General features: G+C 72.4%; 19 protein-coding genes. 11 read left to right on the forward strand and 8 right to left on the reverse strand.

The genetic code is table 11. The annotated features are described in order from the left end of the window. Positions 1–19 precede the first annotated feature (19 nt). The 4 genes from JOF41_RS33175 to moeA form a co-directional block, all read right to left on the reverse strand. The gene (locus JOF41_RS33175) at positions 20–2,179 is read right to left on the reverse strand and encodes an AAA family ATPase (protein ID WP_189221149.1); all 2,160 of its coding nucleotides are present in this window, start codon (positions 2,177–2,179) and stop codon (positions 20–22) included. A gap of 18 nt (positions 2,180–2,197) precedes the next feature. Then, positions 2,198–3,151 (reverse strand): CDP-diacylglycerol--serine O-phosphatidyltransferase, encoded by a 954-nt coding sequence (gene pssA, locus JOF41_RS33180; RefSeq protein WP_209623705.1) that lies wholly within the window; start codon positions 3,149–3,151, stop codon positions 2,198–2,200. Between the two features lie 3 nt (positions 3,152–3,154). After that, positions 3,155–3,865, reverse strand: coding sequence for a phosphatidylserine decarboxylase (locus JOF41_RS33185; protein WP_209623706.1), 711 nt, complete (start codon positions 3,863–3,865; stop codon positions 3,155–3,157). 179 nt (positions 3,866–4,044) lie between these two features. Beyond that, positions 4,045–5,280 (reverse strand): molybdopterin molybdotransferase MoeA, encoded by a 1,236-nt coding sequence (moeA, locus tag JOF41_RS33190; RefSeq protein WP_209623707.1) that lies wholly within the window; start codon positions 5,278–5,280, stop codon positions 4,045–4,047. 66 nt (positions 5,281–5,346) lie between these two features. Here moeA and JOF41_RS33195 point away from each other — a divergent pair, with 66 nt between their 5' ends. The 4 genes from JOF41_RS33195 to groL all read left to right on the forward strand — a co-directional run bounded on the left by JOF41_RS33195 (position 5,347) and on the right by groL (position 9,547). Further along, positions 5,347–5,991 carry an AIM24 family protein gene (locus JOF41_RS33195; RefSeq protein WP_209623708.1) on the forward strand — a complete coding sequence of 215 codons (645 nt, stop codon included), beginning with the start codon at positions 5,347–5,349 and terminating at the stop codon, positions 5,989–5,991. A 91-nt stretch (positions 5,992–6,082) separates the two neighbouring features. Next, a complete protein-coding gene (locus tag JOF41_RS33200) occupies positions 6,083–6,289 on the forward strand; it encodes a cold-shock protein (protein WP_033432301.1) in 207 nt (68 codons plus the stop codon). A 99-nt stretch (positions 6,290–6,388) separates the two neighbouring features. Then, a complete protein-coding gene (locus tag JOF41_RS33205; RefSeq protein WP_209623709.1) occupies positions 6,389–7,702 on the forward strand; it encodes a serine/threonine-protein kinase in 1,314 nt (437 codons plus the stop codon). Positions 7,703–7,924: 222 nt separating this feature from the next. Beyond that, positions 7,925–9,547, forward strand: a complete 1,623-nt coding sequence (groL, locus tag JOF41_RS33210; RefSeq protein WP_189221143.1) for a chaperonin GroEL — start codon at positions 7,925–7,927, stop codon at positions 9,545–9,547. Positions 9,548–9,629: 82 nt separating this feature from the next. Here groL and JOF41_RS33215 read toward each other — a convergent pair whose 3' ends face one another. Both JOF41_RS33215 and JOF41_RS33220 read right to left on the reverse strand, forming a co-directional pair. Beyond that, entirely contained in the window at positions 9,630–10,052 is a 423-nt protein-coding gene (locus JOF41_RS33215; protein WP_244992640.1) for a carboxypeptidase regulatory-like domain-containing protein, read from the reverse strand. A 59-nt stretch (positions 10,053–10,111) separates the two neighbouring features. After that, positions 10,112–10,717 carry an RNA polymerase sigma factor gene (locus tag JOF41_RS33220; protein ID WP_189221713.1) on the reverse strand — a complete coding sequence of 202 codons (606 nt, stop codon included), beginning with the start codon at positions 10,715–10,717 and terminating at the stop codon, positions 10,112–10,114. A 359-nt stretch (positions 10,718–11,076) separates the two neighbouring features. Here JOF41_RS33220 and JOF41_RS33225 point away from each other — a divergent pair, with 359 nt between their 5' ends. The 5 genes from JOF41_RS33225 to JOF41_RS33245 all read left to right on the forward strand — a co-directional run bounded on the left by JOF41_RS33225 (position 11,077) and on the right by JOF41_RS33245 (position 16,186). Then, entirely contained in the window at positions 11,077–11,730 is a 654-nt protein-coding gene (locus tag JOF41_RS33225; RefSeq protein ID WP_229794873.1) for a copper homeostasis protein CutC, read from the forward strand. Positions 11,731–11,800: 70 nt separating this feature from the next. Further along, a complete protein-coding gene (locus tag JOF41_RS33230; RefSeq protein ID WP_372448506.1) occupies positions 11,801–13,093 on the forward strand; it encodes an extracellular solute-binding protein in 1,293 nt (430 codons plus the stop codon). Continuing rightward, positions 13,090–13,995: a carbohydrate ABC transporter permease gene (locus JOF41_RS33235; protein ID WP_189221140.1), complete on the forward strand. Its 906-nt coding sequence runs from the start codon at positions 13,090–13,092 to the stop codon at positions 13,993–13,995. The genes JOF41_RS33230 and JOF41_RS33235 overlap by 4 nt, the downstream gene beginning before the upstream one ends. After that, entirely contained in the window at positions 13,995–14,840 is an 846-nt protein-coding gene (locus tag JOF41_RS33240) for a carbohydrate ABC transporter permease (RefSeq protein WP_189221139.1), read from the forward strand. The genes JOF41_RS33235 and JOF41_RS33240 overlap by 1 nt, the downstream gene beginning before the upstream one ends. Then, positions 14,840–16,186 (forward strand): beta-N-acetylhexosaminidase, encoded by a 1,347-nt coding sequence (locus JOF41_RS33245; RefSeq protein ID WP_307867741.1) that lies wholly within the window; start codon positions 14,840–14,842, stop codon positions 16,184–16,186. Before JOF41_RS33240 ends, JOF41_RS33245 begins: the two co-directional genes overlap by 1 nt. A gap of 49 nt (positions 16,187–16,235) precedes the next feature. Here JOF41_RS33245 and JOF41_RS33250 read toward each other — a convergent pair whose 3' ends face one another. Further along, positions 16,236–16,457: a PspC domain-containing protein gene (locus JOF41_RS33250; RefSeq protein ID WP_189221137.1), complete on the reverse strand. Its 222-nt coding sequence runs from the start codon at positions 16,455–16,457 to the stop codon at positions 16,236–16,238. Positions 16,458–16,582: 125 nt separating this feature from the next. Between JOF41_RS33250 and JOF41_RS33255 the strand changes: the two genes are divergently transcribed. Then, positions 16,583–17,449: an AAA family ATPase gene (locus tag JOF41_RS33255; RefSeq protein ID WP_209623711.1), complete on the forward strand. Its 867-nt coding sequence runs from the start codon at positions 16,583–16,585 to the stop codon at positions 17,447–17,449. A gap of 152 nt (positions 17,450–17,601) precedes the next feature. Here JOF41_RS33255 and JOF41_RS33260 read toward each other — a convergent pair whose 3' ends face one another. Continuing rightward, positions 17,602–18,360 carry a hypothetical protein gene (locus tag JOF41_RS33260; RefSeq protein WP_209623712.1) on the reverse strand — a complete coding sequence of 253 codons (759 nt, stop codon included), beginning with the start codon at positions 18,358–18,360 and terminating at the stop codon, positions 17,602–17,604. 201 nt (positions 18,361–18,561) lie between these two features. Here JOF41_RS33260 and JOF41_RS33265 point away from each other — a divergent pair, with 201 nt between their 5' ends. After that, entirely contained in the window at positions 18,562–19,392 is an 831-nt protein-coding gene (locus tag JOF41_RS33265) for a transposase family protein (RefSeq protein ID WP_209623713.1), read from the forward strand. Positions 19,393–19,713 lie beyond the last annotated feature (321 nt).

Genomic DNA, 19,713 nt, shown 5'->3' on the forward strand with positions numbered 1-19,713 from the left:
CCGGTCCCGCCCGCGCGCGTCAGGCGCGCTGGCGGGACTCGGCGTAGGCGGCCAGCGACGCCAGCTGGGCCGGGTCCAGGGAGGGCCGCACGGTCTTGCGCGCGGTCGCCAGGTGCGCCGCGGTGACCGACGCCGCCGCCAGGTCCTCGCGCATCGCGGTGAGCGCGGCCTCGCGGATCAGCGCCGCGCAGTCCGCCGCCGAGTAGCCGTCCAGCTCCGCCGCCAGCGCGGGCAGGTCCACGTCCGCCGCCAGCGGGGTGTTGCGCGCCGACGCGCGCAGGATCTCGGCCCTGGCGTCGGCGTCCGGCGGCGGCACGTAGACCAGCCGCTCCAGCCTGCCCGGCCGCAGCAGCGCCGGGTCGATCAGCTCCGGCCGGTTGGTCGCGCCCAGCACGATCACGTCCCGCAGCGGCTCCACGCCGTCCAGCTCGGTCAGCAGCGCGGCCACCACGCGGTCGCCCACGCCCGAGTCGGCGGACTGGCCCCGGCGCGGGGCCAGCGCGTCCACCTCGTCCAGGAACACCAGCGCGGGCGCGGCCTCGGCGGCCCGGCGGAACAGCTCCCGCACCGCCCGCTCGGACTCGCCGACGAACTTGTCCATCAGCTCCGCGCCCTTGACCGAGAGCACGTTCAGCCTGCCGGTGCCCGCCAGCGCGCGGATCAGGAACGTCTTGCCGCAGCCGGGCGGGCCGTACAGCAGCAGGCCGCGCGGGGGAGCCACGCCCAGCCGCGCGAAGGAGTCCGGGTAGCGCAGCGGCCACAGCGCGGCCTCGGTCAGCGCCTGCTTCACCTCGACCATGTCGCCCACGTCGTCCAGGGTGAGCCCGCCGGTGCGCAGCGTGTCCGAAGTGGACATGGAGATCGGCCGGACCGTGTCCAGCGCGCCGATCAGGTCCTGCTGCGCCACCAGCGGCTCGTCGTCGGCGCGCTGGCGCAGGGCGGAGCGCACGGCGGCCTCCCGGCGCAGCGCGACCAGGTCGGCGGCGACGAAGCCGGGCGTGCGGTCGGCCACCGCCTGCAGGTCCACGTCGGCGTCCAGCGGCACGTCGCGCAGCAGCACCCGCAGCAGCTCCCGGCGGGTGGCGGCGTCGGGCAGCGGCAGCACCAGCTCGCGGTCGACCAGCTCGGGGGCGCGCAGGCGGGGGTCGATGGCCTCGGGGTGGGCGCTGGTGACCACCAGGACCACGCCGGGGCGGGCCACGGCGGCCTTGAGCGCCTCCAGCACGACGGTGGCCACCGGGGGCGGGTCGGTGGCCGGGAGCAGCGCCTCCACGTCGGTGAGCAGCAGCACGGCGGGCGCTTGCGCGGCCACGATCGCGTCGGCCAGGCGCTGGGCGGCGGCGTTGGCCTCCAGCACCGCGATGCCGGGCGCGGCGATCTCGGTGGTGGTCGCGCCGACGCTGTGCGCCACCGCGCGGACCAGGGTGGTCTTGCCGACCCCCTCGGGGCCGCTGACCAGCGCGGCCAGCCTCGGCGCGGCGCCCAGCCTGGTGAGCAGCTCGGGGCGGGTGAAGGTCAGGTCCAGCCACTCGGCCAGCCGCTTGGCGGCGTCCTGCTGGCCGATCAGGTCGGCCACCGGCACCGCGTCGGGGTGGCGCGGCGCCTCGGCGGGCGCGGGATCACCGGTGCGGGCCCCGTCGCGCCAGCTCACCACGGTGGTGGGCTGCACCGCGACCGGGCCGGGCGGCTCCGCCGAGGTGATCGTCAGCAGCTCGTTGGTCCAGGTCAGGCCGATCGCGTTGGACAGCTTGCGGCGGGTGGCGCTGACGTCCGAGCCGGGCGGCGGCGCGAGGTCCTGGGGCAGCAGCGAGACCGCGTCGCCCACGGTGAGGACCTTGCCGGTCAGCGCCATGCGCAGGGTCTCGGGGGTCAGCGCGGTGCTGGCCAGCCGGGAGCCCGCGACGGTGATCGCGCGGGCGGCGGCGACCTCCACCGGGGCCACCACGACCTCGGAGCCCTCGGTGACGCCCAGGTTGGACAGGGTCACGTCGTCGACCAGCACCACGCCGGGCGGCCCGTCGCCCGCGGCGGCCAGCGCGGCGCTGACCCTGGCGCCGGTCAGCCGCACCGCGTCCCAGGCGCGCAGGCCCAGCGCGTCGAGGACCTCCGGGTGCAGCCGCACCACCCCGCGCCGGGTGTCCAACGCCGAGGGGGACAGCCGGGCCGTCAACGTGATCACGCGAAGAGCCTAGGCTCTTCACTCCCCCCGGCGCAGCCCGATCCGCCGCCAGCCGCGCCGCCTGCCCCGCCCGGCCTCGGGCACCACCTGGGTGGGGTCGACCGCCCGCCGGGGCCGCCGCACCGCCCGCATGGCCGCGCCCGCGACGCGGTTGCGGATCGGCCGGTGCAGCCCCAGCCGCCGCGCGGCCACGCCGTGCGCCCGCCGGATGGCCCGCCGGTCGGCGGCGGGCACCTCCCACGCCTCGGGGTGGCGGGCCAGCCAGCGGTAGCGGCGCACCGAGTACGGCAGGTGCGCCAGGTACACCACCTCGGCGGCGATGAGCGCCACCAGCGGGAACGTGATCACCGCGGCGGCCAGCAGGCCCACCAGCACCAGCAGCGGCGCGACCGCCCGCGCGGGCACCCTGACCGCCTTCACCGACACCGTCGGGATGCGGCTGACCAGCAGCAGCGCCACGGCCACCGTCCACACCGCGACCACCGGGCGCTGCGACCACCAGCCGCCCGCGCCCAGCTGCTCGTCCAGGATCAGCGGCAGCAGCAGCAACAGCCCGCCCGCGGGCGCGGGCACGCCGACGAAGAACTCCTTGGCGTAGGGCGGCTGCTCGACCTCCAGCAGGGTGTTGAACCGGGCCAGCCGCAGCACCATGCACACGCCGAAGATCAGCGCGACGACCCAGCCCTCGCGGCTGCCGTCGAACCGCCAGACGTAGACCACCAGCGCGGGGGCGATGCCGAAGGACACCGCGTCGGCCAGCGAGTCCAGCTCCGCGCCCATCTTGCTGGTGGCGTCCAGCAGCCGGGCCAGCCTGCCGTCCAGGCCGTCGAAGACGGCGGCGGCGGCGATCGAGCCGATCGCCGCCCCGTACATGCCGACCATCGCGAAGTGCACGGCCGACAACCCCGCGCACATCGCGAGCACGGTGATCGCGTTCGGCAGCAGTCGAACGCCCGGCCCGCCGGGAGCCACCGGTCAGACCTCCGGGAGCTCGGCGAGGACGGTCTCGCCGCCGATGGTGCGCTGGCCCGCCTCGACCAGCACCCGGCTGCCGCGCGGCACGTACAGGTCGACCCGCGAGCCGAACCGGATCAGGCCGTAGGTCGCGCCCGCGACCACCGCGTCGCCCTCGGCCACCTGGCACACGATGCGCCGCGCGACCAGGCCCGCGATCTGCACCACGACCAGGTCGTGGCCCGCGTCGGAGCGCAGCCACACGGTGTTGCGCTCGTTGTCCTCGCTGGCCTTGTCCAGGTCCGCGGACAGGAACTTGCCGGGCCGGTAGGAGACCTGCCGGACGGTGCCGGTCACCGGGACGCGCTGCACGTGCACGTCGAACACCGACAGGAACACGCTGATCCGGGTCATCGGCTCGGCGCCGAGGCCCAGCTCGGCGGGCGGCAGGGCCTCCACGACGTGGGAGACGGTGCCGTCGGCGGGGGCCACGGCCAGGCCGGGGCGGGTGGGGGCGGTCCGCTTGGGCTCGCGGAAGAACCAGGCCACCCACGCGGTCAGCACCGCGCCGATCACGCCCAGCTTGGGGGAGACCCTGCGGAGCAGGAATGTCGCCACCGCCGCGCCTGCCACGAAGGGGCGGCCGGCGGGGTGCATCGGGGGGACGACGCCCCGAGCGAGGTCGATGAAGTGGGAGACGGCACCACTGTGCTTGTCGCGATCGACGGTCATGTCTCTTCCGGGGTAGGGCGGTGCATCGGCCGGCCACACGCTACGCCGGCGGCACCCGTCGCCGCCCGGCCCGCCCGTGCGTCCCCCGACGAAACGCGCGGGCGGGCCGGGCGGGTCGACAACCAGTGTAATTCGAGTCACACGGGGTTAACAACTCCGAACGGTGACTTTGATGCTACTCACAGTGTCATCGCGGATGGCGTGGAATCACCCAGGAAGCGGACGAGCACCTCGTCGCCCTCGGCCAGCTCGGTCACCTCCGGCGGCACCTCGATCAGGCAGTCGCTCAGCGCCAGCGCCGACAGCAGGTGCGAGCCAGGCCCGCCGACCGGCGTCACCACCCGGCCCGACGCCGGGTCGTAGGCCCCGCGCCGGAACTGGGTGCGCCCGGCGGGCGAGGTGATCGCCTCGCTCAGCCGCGCCCGCGCGGTGGGCCGCTCCACCCGCGCGAACCCCATCGCCGCGCGCAGCGCGGGCCGGATGAACACCTCGAACGACACCTGCGCGCTGACCGGGTTGCCGGGCAGCGTCGCCACCGCCACGCCCAGGTAGCGGCCCGCGCCCTGCGGCCCGCCCGGCTGCATGGCCACCCTGGTGAACTCCACCCCGCGCCCGGTGAGCGCGTCCTTGACCACCTCGTACGCCCCCGCGCTGACCCCGCCGGAGGTCAGCAGCAGGTCGAAGCCGGGCAGCCGCGCGGCCACCGCGTCGTGGAACCGCGCCACGTCGTCGGGCACGAACCGCAGCAGCTCCGCCTCGCCGCCCGCCTCGCGCACCGCCGCGGCCAGCATCACGCCGTTGGACTCGTAGATCTGCCCCGGCCGCAGCGGCTCGCCCGGCGCGACCAGCTCCGAGCCGGTGGACAGCACCAGCACCCTGGGCCGCCTGCGCACCGGCAGCCCGGCCAACCCCAGCGCCGCCGCCAGGCCCAGCTGGGCGGGCCCGAGCGGGGTGCCCGCGCGCAGCACCGTCGCGCCCGCCGCCACGTCGTCGGCCGCGCGCCGCACGTTCGCGCCCTCGGCCACGCCGCGCTCCAGCCGCACCACCTCGGTGCCGCCGTCGGTCCACTCCACCTGCACCACCGCGTCCGCGCCGGGCGGCAGCGGCGCGCCGGTCATGATCCGGTGCGCGGTGCCCGGCTCCAGCGGCGGCACGTCCGTGCGGCCCGCCGGGATGTCCTGCGCCACCGGCAGGGACACCGGCGCGCCCGCCACGTCGGCCGCGCGCACCGCGTAGCCGTCCATGGCCGAGTTGTCGAACGGCGGCAGCGACACCGGCGCGACCAGGTCGGCCGCCAGCACCAGGCCGAGGCAGTCGGCCACCGGCGCGGTCACCACGGGCATCGGGCCGACCAGCTCCGCGATCCGGGCGCGGTGGTCGGCTACGGCGGTGAGGGGGCTCGGCACGGCGCCCATCCTGCCGCGCCCGTGCGAGACTGCTCCGACCGGCCGTCACACCCGGTGCTGGGGAGGGGGATTGAGGTGCAGGTCCGGACGCGGCACACGCCGACTTCGGGAGTGGCCAGGCTGGTGCTGGCGCCCGCCGAGCCGGTGCTGGTCGAGCGGTCCTCGTTGCTGGCCACCAGTTACGGCGTGGGGGTCGACACCCGCGTCAAGGGCAAGGGCGTGCGCGCCGCCCGCTGCACCGCGGGCCCCGAGGGCGGCTGGGTGGACGTGGCCCCGCCGCTGCCCGGCGACCTGCACGTGCTGGAGCTGGACGGCACCGCGGGCTGGTGCCTGGCGGGCAACAGCTGGCTGGCCTGCGCGGGCACGGTCGGCTTCGACCCGGCCGCGCCCCCGCTGCGCGCCCTGCACGGCGGGGACAGCGGTTTCCTCAACTACGCCTTCGGCACCGGCTCGGTGGTGCTGGGCTGCTACGGCGAGCTGGACGTGGTGACCCTGGCGCCGGGCGAGCTGGTGACCGTGGACAGCGGCCACGTGCTGGGCTTCGCCGACACCCTCCAGTGCAGGCTGCGGGCGCTGTCGCCGGACGCGTCGCAGTCCGTGCGCACCGGTGCGGGCCTGGTGCTGGACTTCGCCGGGCCGGGCCTGGTGCTGACCAGGACGCGCAGCCCGCGCGGGCTGGCCACCTGGTTGCGGGACAACGGACTCAGCCCGCGCGGATGACCCCGCGCATGACTCCGTAAGGGGGTATCGGCGACCCCCTCGCTGCCTCTAGCGTGGCGCTTTGCTCAGGTATTTCTCGAAGGAGGACGTCTTGGCTGTCGGCACGGTCAAGTGGTTCAACTCGGAGAAGGGGTACGGCTTCATCGCCGCCGACGGCGGGCCGGACGTCTTCGTGCACTACTCGGCGATCCAGATGGAGGGGTTCCGCACCCTCGCGGAGGGCGACCGCGTGGAGTTCGAGATCCAGGCGGGGCGCGACGGCCGCAGCCAGGCGTCGGACGTCCGCAAGGCATCGTGACTCCCGCCCGGCCCGTCCCAGCGGCGGGTCGGGCGGTTTTCCGGCGCGTCGGCCCGAACCCGGCGCGGCGGGCTTCCGGCGGGCGTTAGGCTGCCTCGCGTGTCGGACGACCTGACTGGGCGACGGCTGGGCCACTACCGGATCGACGGGGTGCTCGGCCGCGGTGGCATGAGCGTGACGTACAAGGCCACGGACGTCCGGCTCGGGCGCAAGGTGGCGTTGAAGGTCATCGGCGAGCACCTGACCGCCGACGCGGAGTTCCGCGAGCGCTTCGTCGACGAGGCGCGCAACACCTCGGCGATCGACCACGCCAACATCGTGCCGCTGTACGACTTCGACGAGGTCGACGGCCTGCTCTACATCGCCATGCGGCTGGTCGACGGCCACGACCTGGCCAGCCACATCAAGGACGGCCCGCTCTCGCCCGCGCGTACGCTGACGCTGCTGGGGCAGGTGGCCGAGGCGCTGGACATGCTGCACGGCAAGGGCCTGGTGCACCTCGACGTCAAGCCCGCCAACGTGCTGGTCACCACCAAGGAGGCCGCGCGCGAGCACGTCTACCTGGCCGACTTCGGGCTGACCCGGCGCGGCGCGACCGGCCACCGCACCCGCACCGGCGACTTCCTCGGCTCGCCCACCTACGCCGCGCCCGAGCACCTGCGCGGCGAGCCGCTGGACGGCCGCACCGACCAGTACGCGCTGGCCTGCATGGTGTTCGCCTGCCTGAGCGGGCGGCCGCCGTTCCAGGGCGGGGTGCAGGACGTGATCCAGGGGCACCTGGGCTCGGAGATCCCGGCGCTGAGCTCGCTGGTGGCGCTGCCGCCCGCGATCGACGACGTGCTGCGCAAGGGCGCGGCCAAGGAGCCCGCCCAGCGCTTCGCCTCCTGCCAGGAGCTGATCGCGGCGGCGCGGGCCGCGCTGGGCGGTGCGGCGCAGCAGAGCACCCCGCCGCCCCGGCGCGCCGAGCAGGGGCCGCACTCGGGTCCGCTGCCCGCCCCGCTGCCCCAGCAGTCGGGTCCGCTGTCGGGTCCGCAGTCGGGTCCGCTGTCGGGTCCACTGGCCCAGACCGGCCCGCACAGCGGCGGCCTGCCCGCGCAGCAGCCCTACCGCCCGGCCGGCTACCAGCAGCCCGGCTTCCCGTCCGAGCCGGTGCGGCTGCGCCCGCCCGCCCCGGTGGGCGCCAGCGCGTTCGCCGACACCGGCCGCGCCAGGCCGCCGTGGTTCCTCCCGGTGGTCGTGGGCGCGGCGGCCATCGCGCTGATCGTGGTGCTGGTGGTGATCCTCATGCCCAAGGACGAGCCGACCCGGCCCTCCAGCGGCACGTCCAGCACCGGCCAGTCCATCCCGGTGGGCGAGGCCACCACCTCGGGCAAGCCGCTGCCCACCAGCGTGTCGGTTCGCTCGACCCGGTGACCTGCGCTTCTTGCACTCGACGGCGGTGAGTGCTAAACACGGTTCTGGCACTCGGGACTGCCGAGTGCCAGCACGCAGGCTGGGACGGTGAGGCGCGGCCACGGGGATCCCGTGACCGGGTCGTCCGTCGCGGGCACCGAGCCTGGCCGAAGCACCGTGTTCCGCTGAGGACGCACGTCCCCAGTGGCCCCATACGCGATTTAGGCGGAGGAACACACCGCAATGGCCAAGATGATCGCCTTCGACGAGGATGCCCGCCGCGGCCTTGAGCGCGGCATGAACACCCTCGCGGACGCCGTCAAGGTGACGCTCGGCCCGAAGGGTCGCAACGTCGTGCTCGAGAAGAAGTGGGGCGCGCCGACCATCACCAACGACGGCGTCTCCATCGCCAAGGAGATCGAGCTCGAGGACCCGTGGGAGAAGATCGGGGCCGAGCTCGTCAAGGAAGTGGCGAAGAAGACCGACGACGTCGCCGGTGACGGCACCACCACCGCCACCGTGCTGGCCCAGGCGCTGGTCCGCGAGGGCCTGCGCAACGTCGCCGCGGGCGCCAACCCGCTCGGCCTCAAGCGCGGCATCGAGCAGGCCGTCGACGCCGTGATCGAGCAGCTGCACAAGACCGCCAAGGAGGTCGAGACCAAGGAGCAGATCGCCGCCACGGCGTCCATCTCCGCGGGCGACTCGACCATCGGCGAGCTGATCGCCGAGGCCATGGACAAGGTCGGCAAGGAAGGCGTCATCACCGTCGAGGAGAGCAACGCGCTCGGGCTCGAGCTGGAGCTCACCGAGGGCATGCGCTTCGACAAGGGCTACATCTCGGGTTACTTCGTGACCGACCCGGAGCGGCAGGAGGCGGTCCTGGAGGACCCGTACATCCTGCTCTACGGCTCCAAGATCTCCACGGTCAAGGACCTGCTGCCGCTGCTGGAGAAGGTCATGCAGAGCGGCAAGCCGCTGCTGATCATCTCCGAGGACGTCGAGGGCGAGGCCCTGGCGACCCTGGTGGTCAACAAGATCCGCGGCACGTTCAAGTCCGTCGCGGTCAAGGCCCCCGGCTTCGGCGACCGCCGCAAGGCCATCCTGCAGGACATCGCGATCCTGACCGGCGGCCAGGTCATCACCGAGGACGTCGGCCTCAAGCTGGAGAACGCCGACCTGTCGCTGCTGGGCAAGGCCCGCAAGGTCGTCGTCACCAAGGACGAGACCACCGTGGTCGAGGGCGCCGGTGACGCCGAGCAGATCCAGGGCCGGGTGAACCAGATCCGCGCCGAGATCGAGAAGTCGGACTCCGACTACGACCGCGAGAAGCTGCAGGAGCGCCTGGCCAAGCTGGCCGGTGGCGTGGCGGTCATCAAGGCCGGTGCCGCGACCGAGGTCGAGCTCAAGGAGCGCAAGCACCGCATCGAGGACGCGGTGCGCAACGCCAAGGCCGCCGTGGAGGAGGGCATCGTCGCCGGTGGTGGCGTGGCCCTGCTGCAGGCCGCCGAGGCCGCGTTCGCGGGCCTGAAGCTGGAGGGCGACGAGGCCACCGGCGCCAACATCGTCAAGGTCGCCGTGGAGGCCCCGCTCAAGCAGATCGCGGTCAACGCCGGTCTCGAGGGCGGCGTCGTGGTGGAGAAGGTCAAGGGCCTGCCCGTCGGCCACGGCCTCAACGCCGCCACCGGCGCGTACGAGGACCTGCTGGCGGCCGGCGTGCCGGACCCGACGAAGGTCACCCGCTCGGCGCTGCAGAACGCCGCGTCGATCGCCGCGCTGTTCCTCACCACCGAGGCCGTCGTGGCGGACAAGCCGGAGAAGGCCTCGGCCGCCCCGGCCGTGCCGGACGCCGGCGGCATGGACTTCTGATCCACGCCTGACGCGCTGACGAGAACAGGGCCCGGTCCGCTTCGGCGGACCGGGCCCTGGCTCGTTCAGCGGTTCCCGCGGCTCACAGCATGATCGTCGGGGTGACCACGGTGCGCCCCCGCTCGCCCCTGGAGTCGACCAGGTGCACCACGATCTGGGTGGTCCCCGCGGGCACGTCGGAGAGCACGAACCGGCCGCCGTCGTCGGCCGTGGTCGTGCTCGACTCGTGCTCGGCCACGCGCACCTCGACGGTGTGCTCCCCGGCGGGCACCAGCCAGCCGTCGATGCGGTGCCGCGCCCCGGTGGAGGTGAAGTTGACCATCAGGGTGAGGTTGTCCACCGTGAAGGTGATGGTCCCCGGCTGGCCGCCGCGCACCCCGGCGAAGGAGCCCGCGCGCTCCCAGCGCGCGACCTCCACGTCGAGGCTCTCCAGCGCGACGGCGAACTGAATTCGCTCCACCAGGTCCGCAGGCGGTGGGTCGAGCTCGTGCACCAGCCGGTTCAGCTCGGTGAGGACGGCGGTGTCCTCTTGGCCTCTGCGGTCATCGCGCGGGTCGATGTCGTTCACCGCGATCCTCCTTCCGCTTCAAGATGCGTGCGCAGCGTGTTCAGGCACCGGCCCCTGGTGGGGCCGATGCTGCCGCGCGGGATGGACAGTGCTTCCGCGACCGCGCGGTACTCCGCCCGCCCGGCCAGCACCGTGAGCCGCAGCAGTTCTTGGCACCGCTGCGACAACTTCCCGAACGCGCGCCACAGCCGGTGGTCGCGGTCGTCCACCAGCGCGGCGTCCTCGGGCAGCCCGTACTCGCTCTCCAGCTGCTCGGCCAGCTCGTCGGACAGCGCCGCCTCCCGGCGGGCGGGGGTCCAGGTGCGCTGGGCCTCGCGCCGGGTGGCCACGACCAGCCAGCCCACCAGCGCCCTGGGCTCGTTGAGCCGGTCGAGGTGGCGCAGCAGGGCCAGCCAGACCGTCTGCACCACGTCCTCGGCGGTGCTGCGGTCCAGCCCGTTGCCCCTGGCCACGTGCCAGACCAGCGGGGTCAGGTCGGCGACCAGCACGTCCAGCGCCCTGCGGTCGCCCGCTCGGGCGGCGATGACGCAGGCGGCGTGGCGGTCCGCCCCGGCCAGTCCCTCCCACGGCGGGCGTTCCCCGGTCGTGCGCAGCTCACCCACGTCGTCACCTCCTCCTCGGCGTACCCAGCCGTAGCCGATCGTCACACACGTCCCTCCTCACAGCGCGGGGCGGTCCGCACCACCTCTCCCGCAGCGCGGACCGCCCGGCGCTCCGGCGGCCACCTCGGTCGACACCCCTCGAAGCCGACCGAGGACGGGCCGCTCGTCCCCCCTCGGGTCTAGGTGGCTCCGGCGAGTGGCTTCGCGGTGGCCATGAGGTCCTCCCTGGTCGAGGTTCGAAGGGGCGGTCACCAGATAAGGAGTGAGTAGTTCTACGGTGGATACACCGCCCTCCGTTAACAGTTCACGGTCGTTCCGGAAGGTCGGTCCGGTCGCCCCTCGGCGATATGGTCCAGACCATGTTGGAAGTCATCGCTCTGCACGCGGCCGACGCCGAAGCCGCCCAAGCCGGTGGCGCGCACCGGCTGGAACTGGTCGCCGACATGGCCGCGGACGGCCTGACGCCGCCCACCGCCGTCGTCCGCGACGTGCTCTCCGCCACCGACCTGCCGGTCCGGGTGATGCTGCGCGACGCGCCGGGGTTCGCGCCCGGCGACCTGGCCGCGCTGCGCCGCCGGGCCGCCGAGTTGCGGGACGCCGGGGCCACCGAGTTCGTGCTGGGCTTCCTGGACGCGAACGGCTGGGTCGACCGGGCCGCGTGCGCCGAGGTGCTGGCCGAGCTGGAGGGCTGCCGGTGGACCTTCCACCGGGCGCTGGACAACTCCGCCGACCCGGAGGCGGCGTGGCCGGTGGTCGCCGGGCTGGGCTGCGACACCGTGCTGGCCGCGGGCAGCCCGCGCGGGGTGGCCGACGGGCTGCCGGTGCTGGAGCGGCTGGCCGCGCGGCAGGGCGAGGTGCGGCTGCTGGTCGGCGGCGGGCTCAAGCGGGAGCACGTGGCCCCGCTGAAAGCGGCGGGCGCGACCGCGTTCCACGTGGGCAGCGCGGTGCGGCCGGGGGGCTGGGACGCGCCGCTGTCCGCCGGGGCCGTGCGGACCTGGGCGAATCTGGTCTAGACCGTTCGGCCATTCGGACATAGCATCCCCGTTGCTTCCCATGAAATACCTGTTGCACATAGTGCAACCCATGGAAGGGGTGTCGGAGATGCGGTTCGTGGTGCTGACCGCCGTGGCGGTCGCCGCCCTGGCAGGCTGCTCGCCGGTCCAGTCCGGTCCGGCCGCCTCCGGCGGCGACGAGCAGACCGGCCAGTTGCGGGTCTGGCTGTTCGACGAGGTCAACCGGGGCCCCAAGGAGGCCGTGGTCAAGGAGGCCGTCACCGAGTTCCAGGCCGCCCACCAGGGCGTCACCGTGGACGTGCAGTACATCCAGGTGCAGACCCGCGCCGAGCGCTTCAAGGCCGCCTTCAGCGACCCGCAGAGCGCGCCCGACGTGGCCGAGTTCGGCAACACCGACCTCGCGGGCTACGTCGCGGGCGGCGGCTTCGGCGAGCTGGACCTGTCCTCCTGGGCCGACGGCCAGGACCTGCTGCCCGCCGTGCTGGAGACCGGCAAGGTCGACGGCAAGGTCTACGGCCTGCCCTGGTACGTCGGGGTGCGCGCGCTGTACTACCGCACCGACGTGTTCAGCGAGCTGGGCCTGCAGCCGCCCGCCACGCTGGCCGACATCGCCCCGCTGGCCAGGAGGATCCGCCAGGCCAAGCCGGACATGCTGGGCATCTCCGCGGGTGGCAAGTACACCTACGGCGCCATGCCGTTCGTGTGGGCCAACGGCGGCGACATCGCCCGCGAGGACGGCGGCAAGTACGTCGCCGCCATCGACAGCCCCGAGTCCAAGGCGGGCCTGAAGCAGTACACCGAGCTGATCGCCGACGACATCTGCCCGCCCGCCCAGTGCGCGGCCAACGGCGGCGACGCCAGCGTGGAGGCCTTCCGCGCGGGCAAGGCCGCGATGGTCATCGGCGGCGACTTCAACCGCAAGTCCGTCGACTCCTCCACCGCGGCGGGCAAGTACGCCGTGGTCCCGCTGCCCGGCAAGGACAGCGGCTCCATCGCCCCGGCGTTCGCGGGCGGCAACCTGCTCGGCGTGATGAAGGGCAGCCAGCGCAAGACCCTGGCCACCCAGTTCGTCCAGCTGCTGGGCGGCAAGGTCTACCAGCGCAAGATGTTCGACGCCATGGGCAACCTGCCCACCTTCGGCGACGTGCAGGCCGAGGTCGCCGAGGCCGACCCCGCGCTGGAGCCGTTCACCAAGACCCTGGAGGCGGGCACCAAGTTCGTGCCGGTGACCCCCAACTGGGCCAAGGTCGACGCCCAGGGCGTGCTGCCCACGCTGATCCAGCAGGTCGCCACCGGCGAACAGGACCTGGACGGCGCGGCCAAGGCCGCCGCCGACCAGATGAACGCCGCGTTCTCCTCATGACCCACGGCGTGACCCGGCGGGCCGGTCGGGGCGAGGGGCGCACCGCCTACGCCTACCTCGCCCCGGCCCTGCTGGTCCTGGTCGGGCTGATGGGCTACCCGATCTACCAGCTGGTGCTGATCTCCCTGTTCGACTACGGCCAGGAGCAGGTCAGCGGTGGCGCGCCGCTGACCTTCCTGGGCCTGGACAACTACGCCACCCTGCTGGCCGACCGGCAGTTCTGGTCGGTGCTCGGGCAGACCGTCGCGTTCGCGGCGTTCTGCGTGGTGGGCACGCTGCTGGTCGGCACGGCGCTGGCCGTGCTGGCCACCAAGGTCCGCACCTGGGCGCGGATGGTGCTGTTCCTGGCCGCGCTGGGCGCCTGGTCCACCCCCGCCGTGGCGGGCTCGACGATCTGGCTGTTCCTGTTCGACGCCAACTTCGGGTTCGTCAACGAGGTGCTGGGCACCACCGGGTTCTCCTGGATGTTCGGCAAGTGGACCGCGTTCGGCGTGGTCGCCGCCGAGGTGATCTGGTGCTCGTTCCCGTTCGTCATGGTGACCCTGTACGCGGGCATCAAGGCGATCCCCGGCGAGGTGCTGGAGGCCGCGGCGCTGGACGGCGCGTCCACCTGGCGCACCACCCGCAGCGTGGTCCTGCCGCTGCTGCGGCCGCTGCTGATCGTGGTCACCATCCAGTCGATCATCTGGGACTTCAAGGTGTTCACCCAGATCTACGTGATGACCAGCGGCGGCGGCATCGCGGGCCGCAACCTGGTGCTCAACGTCTACGCCTACCAGCAGGCGTTCGCCGCCTCCGAGTACGGGCTGGGCGCGGCCATCGGCGTGGTCATGACGCTGTTGCTGCTGCTGGTCACCCTGGGCTACCTGCGGGCGCTGCGCCGCAGCGGGGAGGAGTTGTGATGCCCCGAGGACTGAGCCGCGGCTTCTACGAGGCGATCACCGTCGTCATCGCCGGGATCATCGCCTTCCCGCTGTACTGGATGGTGCTCACCGCGCTCAAGCCCGAGGACGAGGTGATCTCGGCCGACCCCCGGCCGTGGACCGCCGAGCCGACGCTGGACAGCTTCGTGCGCGCGCTGACCGTGCAGAGCTTCGGCCGCTACCTGGCCAACAGCCTGGTGGTGGCGCTGGCGGTGGTGCTGCTGAGCCTGCTCATCTCGTTCCTGGCGGCCACCGCGCTGACCCGGTTCCGCTTCCGCAGCCGCACCACGCTGCTGGTGATGCTGCTGGTGGTGCAGATGGTGCCGGTGGAGGCGCTGACCATCCCGCTGTTCTTCGTCATGCAGTCGGTGCGCGACGTGGCCCCCGCGTTCGGCCTCAACCACCTGGGCTCGCTGGTGCTGGTGCACCTGGCGTTCAGCCTGCCGTTCGCGATCTGGATGCTGCGCGGGTTCGTCGCGGCGGTGCCGGTGGAGCTGGAGGAGGCGGCCACCCTCGACGGCGCCTCCCGCTTCCGGTTCCTGTGGCAGGTGCTGTTCCCGCTGGTGGCGCCGGGCCTGGTGGCGACCAGCGTGCTGTCGTTCATCCACGCCTGGAACGACTTCCTGTTCGCCAAGACGTTCATCATCTCGGCGGCGGAGAACCAGACGCTGCCGCTGGCGCTGCAGGTGTTCATCAAGCCCGACCAGAACGACTGGGGGGCGATCATGGCCGGGTCGACCCTGATGACCATCCCGGTGCTGGTGTTCTTCGTGGTGGTGCAGCGCAGGCTGGTGGCCGGGCTGGCCGGGGCGGTGAAGTCGTGATCCTGCCCAAGCCGGTGCGGTTCACCAGGGGCGACGGCGAGGTCGAGTTCTCCGGCCGGGTCGAGGTGCGCGCGGTCGACGGCCCGGCCGAGGGCTACCGGCTGTCCATCTCGGACTCCGGGGTCGTGGTGGAGGCCGCCGACGAGGCGGGGGAGTTCTACGCGCGGCAGACGCTGCGGCAGTTGAGCGGGCCGGACGCCTTCCGCGCGGCCCCGATCCACGACGGGCCGGTGCTGCTGCCGGTGTGCCGGGTCGAGGACCACCCCCGGTTCGCCTGGCGCGGGTGCCTGATCGACGTGGCGCGGCACTTCCTGCCCAAGGCCGACCTGCTGCGGTACGTGGACCTGCTGGCCGCGCACAAGCTCAACGTGCTGCACCTGCACCTGACCGACGACCAGGGCTGGCGGTTCGAGTCCAAGCGCCACCCCCGGCTGCACGAGGTCGGCGGCTGGCGGCCGGACTCGCGGTGGGGCGACCGGCGCGGCGGGCTGATGACCGGACGCCCGCACGGCGGCTACTACACGCAGGACGACCTGCGCGAGGTGGTGGCGTACGCGGCGCGGCGGCACATCACCGTGGTGCCCGAGATCGACGTGCCCGGCCACTCGCAGGCGGCCATCGCGGCCTACCCGGAGCTGGGCACCGAGGGCGGCGGCGTGTGGACCGACTGGGGCGTGAACCCCCGCGTCCTCAACGCGCACGAGTCCACTGTGGACTTCTACCTGGACGTCTTCGACGAGCTGCTGGAGGTCTTCCCCAGCGAGGTCATCGGCCTGGGCGGGGACGAGGCGCCCGGCGGGGACGGCCGGTTCGTGCGGCGGATCGCGCAGCACCTGGTCAGTCGCGGACGTCGCCCGTACGGGTGGGACGAGGTGCTGTCGGTCGGGCCGCTGCCGGTGAGCACCGTGGTCGCCGCGTGGCGCGACGAGGAGGCCGGGCGGGCGGCGCTGGCGCGCGGGCACGACGTGGTGATGTGCCCGGAGCGGCACGTGTACCTGGACTACCGGCAGTCCGACCGCCCGGACGAGCCGATCCCGGTGGGCACGGTGCTGACGCTGGAGGACGTCTACCGGTACGAGCCGGTGGGCCGGGTGCTCGGCGCGCAGGCGAACCTGTGGACCGAGCACCTGGACTCCCCCCGGCGGCTGGACTACGCCGCCTTCCCGCGCCTGGCCGCGTTCGCCGAGGTGGTGTGGAGCCCCGCGCCGCGTGACGAGGCGGAGTTCCTGGCCCGGCTGGCCGAGCACCACCTGCCGAGGCTGGACGCGCTCGGCGTGGAGTACCGCCCCCTGGCCGGTCCCCGCCCCTGGCAGACCCTGCCCGGCGTCCCCGGCCACCCCCGCTGACGTCTGCAAGTACCACCCGAGGGGGGCCGGGTGGTACTTGCAGATGCGGTCAGTCCTCCTCGGGGACGAGGAGCCAGCAGGCGAGGTAGAGCACCGCGCCCGCGCCGAACCCGAACAGGGTCGCGGCGACGAGCAGGATGCGCAGCAGGGCCGCGTCCACGCCCAGCAGCTTGGCGACGCCGCCGCACACACCCGCCACCATCCGGTCGCTGCGGCTGCGGCGGAGCTTCTTGACCTTGTCGGTGGCCTGGTTGAGCACGTCGTTCGTCATGGCTCAAGCCTGTCCCGCGGCGGGCCCCGCGACATCCGGGTCGAACCCTGACTTCCCCCGGACCCGCGACCCCAGGGAAACACGGCGTCGCGCTCCGGGGGGCACCGCCGGGATACTCGACCCCCGTGACCCCCGAGGACCTGGCCGACGACCTGGACCGCGTCGGCTACCTGCCCGACGCGGGCATCGCCACGGCCGCCTTCCTCGCGCTGCGGATGCGCCGCCCGCTGTTCTGCGAGGGCGAACCCGGCACCGGCAAGACGTCACTGGCGCTGGCACTGGCCGAAGCGCTGCGCCTGCCGCTGGTCCGCCTCCAGTGCCACGAGGGCATCGACGCCTCGCAAGCCCTGTACGACTGGGACTTCCCGCGCCAGCTGCTGCACCTGCGCGCACTGGAGGCCGCGGGCCCGGTGGACGCGGGTGAGGCCGAGGCGTCCCTCTACACGCGCCGCTTCCTGCTGGCCAGACCGCTGCTGCGGGCGCTGGAGGAGGCGCCGTGCGTGCTGCTGGTGGACGAGGTGGACCGCGCCGACGACGAGTTCGAGGCGTTCCTGCTGGAGGTGCTGGGCGAGCACGCGGTCACCATCCCCGAGCTCGGCGTGGTTCGGGCTGCCGAACCACCGTTGGTGGTGCTCACCTCCAACCGGACCCGCGAGGTGCACGACGCGCTCAAGCGCCGCTGCCTGTACTACTGGCTGGAGCACCCGGACCTGGAGCGCGAGGTGGCCATCCTGCGCCGCCGCCTGCCGGAGCTGCCCGAACGCCTGGCCGGGCAGGTGGCGCGGGCGGTGCGGCGGCTGCGCGGGATGGAGCTGCTCAAGCCGCCGGGGGTGGCGGAGTCGCTGGACTGGGCGCGGGCGCTGCTGGCGCTGGGGCGCACCGAGCTCGACGCCCGTGCCGCGGCCATGTCGCTCGGGGCGGTGCTGAAGTACCGCGAGGACGTCGAACGCGCCCTTTCGTCGGGTGTCCCGGCGGCCCCATTGCATGATTGAGGCCCTTCTGACCAGCATGAGATGTCCAACTCGGCGAAAGCGTCGAGCATGCCGAGGCGCGGGCCGCAGTGAGGTCGTGGGGCAAGTTAGGCAGTGCCGGCCGGCGGTGGAGCCTGTTGTAGAGCCCTAAACCGTCGGCCGCTGTCGCTGCTCTACTGCTGCCGTGTCTGCTGGGGGAACGTCCAGCGTCCTTGACCGACCCCCGCGTGGTCGTATAGCTGATTTAACAGCTGGTTTACGGCTTCGATCGAGAACAGCCGACATCCGTTGACGACTTGCATGTCCTCATCGGTGACTCGGATCTCCAATAGTGGTATATTCTCCAACGCCGCATTGCCCCAGTGTGCCGACTCTGTAGTGTTCTGTTTCCGCTCGCGTTCGATTGCATCGCGCTGCTGCTCGATCCGTGGCCGATCCTGGCTTGGCCCGAAGTAGGCGCTGACCCGCATCGTGCGGCCATTCATATGGATTACGATGTCGGACTTCAGTTTCCAGTCGGCGCGAGGGTCGTACAGCACCACGCCAACCTTGGCTTTGTCCTCCAGGGCCTGCACGAGGCACACGTAGAGGTAAGTTTCTGCCATTCCGGACTCGTACCAGACCCCGACTCGATGCCTCATGCCCTCGAGGAGTGGTTCTTTGAAGTACCTCTTGAATCGCGCAGGATTGGGGTGGCTTTTGGTGTACGCATTCTTGCACACCTTGAAGAAATCTTCGTACGAGAAGAGGCGGTAGCCGGTGCTGTGACCGTAAAGGCAGAGGGATGTGAATAAGGCTCGCCAGGCAGGGAACTCGCCTGACTGTGAATCCGGGGTGGGCCATACTTCGCGATTCCATGTACCGTCTTGACGGAACGCCTCCACCTTTCGTAACTCTTTCCTGAAACGGTGCTCATACATGTCCACGGACATCGATTTCGCACTCCTCGGAGTTTGTCCTTAATGGATTCCTTGACACTGAGGTGATCTCACCAACGGTGGCTCGGGCGTCGAAGGCGTGCGGGGGCGGACTCGGCTGCTTGCTCGACGAATGACACAGTCCTGGAGACGTGGGGCGAGGGACTCCTGGTAAGACTGGATTTGCGAAGATCAAGTCCGAACCAGAGGCCCCTCGTGATCACCTATCGTGCCACACTCGACGTCTCCCGCGAACTCGCCCGCTACCTGGCCAGGCTGCTGCACGCCGAACGCCGCGCCCGCGGCACCCGCACAGGCACCAGGGCGCTGACCTGCTACCAACAGGCCGTGCTGGGACTGCGCTGGTTCCGCCACAACACCGACATCACCGCCCTGGCACGCGATCACGGCATCTCCCGCGCCACCGGCTACCGCTACCTCGACGAGATCGTCACCGTGCTCGCCGACCGGGCACCGGACCTGCACGACGCCCTGCGACAAGCCAAGGACGAGGACCTGTCCCACGTCATCCTCGACGGGAAACTCTTCCCCGCCGACCGCCTGGCGGAGAAGACCACCAGCGTCAAAGGCGAACCGATCGACCGGTGGTACTCCGGCAAAACGCACGGACACGGCGGCAACATCCAAGCCCTGACCGCGCCGGACGGCTTCCCGCTGTGGGTCGGAGACGTCGAGCCCGGCTCGGTGCACGACCTGACCGCCGCACGCGAACACGTCCTGGCCGCGCTGTACTGGGCCGCTTCCCGACTCGACCCGCCCACCCTTGCCGACGGCGGCTACGACGGTGCCGGCATCGGCGTGCTCACCCCGGTCAAACAACCCGCCGACGGCCAAGCACTCGACGCGGACAACCGCACCTACAACGCCCTGCTGCGCGGCCTGCGCTGCCTGGGCGAACGCGGATTCGCCCTGCTCGCCGGACGCTGGCGTGCCCTACGACACTTCACCACCAGCCCCCGCAAGATCGGCGACATCGTCAAAGCCGCCCTCACCCTCACCCATTTCGAGTACGGACGACTCACCTGAAACTCGTTGAGATCACGTCACTGTGCCGGGCGTTGGCATGCCATGGCGTCACGCCTGTGCTGGACGGTAGTCAATTATGTCATGCGGCAAAAGGGCTCGCTGGGCCCTTCTGAACCTGGTTGTGCAGGCTGTGCTCATGGTGGTTGCGCGGTCAACCTATGATGGGCGGCAAGTGACGTTGCCCAATCGCCAAGCCCTGCTGAATCCTGGCGCATCTGTGCAGCGATGACGCCTGCGCCTGCCTGGCCGCCGGGGTTCGGTGCCCTGGCCGAGGTTTGCACCGCCGACTTCCGCCTCAACCCCGGATAAGGTCAGAAAGGA

The organism is Saccharothrix coeruleofusca, assembly GCF_017876325.1.
Classification (GTDB): Bacteria; Actinomycetota; Actinomycetes; order Mycobacteriales; family Pseudonocardiaceae; genus Actinosynnema; species Actinosynnema coeruleofuscum.

What these genes read in the sequence shown, in the direction of transcription:
- JOF41_RS33235 (WP_189221140.1), top strand. Translation starts at nt 13,090, where the DNA reads ATGACCCACGGCGTGACCCGGCGGGCCGGTCGGGGCGAGGGGCGCACC.
- JOF41_RS33225 (WP_229794873.1), top strand. Translation starts at nt 11,077, where the DNA reads ATGTTGGAAGTCATCGCTCTGCACGCGGCCGACGCCGAAGCCGCCCAA.
- JOF41_RS33185 (WP_209623706.1), bottom strand. Translation starts at nt 3,865, where the DNA reads ATGACCGTCGATCGCGACAAGCACAGTGGTGCCGTCTCCCACTTCATC.
- JOF41_RS33240 (WP_189221139.1), top strand. Translation starts at nt 13,995, where the DNA reads ATGCCCCGAGGACTGAGCCGCGGCTTCTACGAGGCGATCACCGTCGTC.
- groL (WP_189221143.1), top strand. Translation starts at nt 7,925, where the DNA reads ATGGCCAAGATGATCGCCTTCGACGAGGATGCCCGCCGCGGCCTTGAG.
- JOF41_RS33260 (WP_209623712.1), bottom strand. Translation starts at nt 18,360, where the DNA reads ATGTCCGTGGACATGTATGAGCACCGTTTCAGGAAAGAGTTACGAAAG.
- moeA (WP_209623707.1), bottom strand. Translation starts at nt 5,280, where the DNA reads ATGGGCGCCGTGCCGAGCCCCCTCACCGCCGTAGCCGACCACCGCGCC.
- JOF41_RS33230 (WP_372448506.1), top strand. Translation starts at nt 11,801, where the DNA reads ATGGAAGGGGTGTCGGAGATGCGGTTCGTGGTGCTGACCGCCGTGGCG.
- JOF41_RS33250 (WP_189221137.1), bottom strand. Translation starts at nt 16,457, where the DNA reads ATGACGAACGACGTGCTCAACCAGGCCACCGACAAGGTCAAGAAGCTC.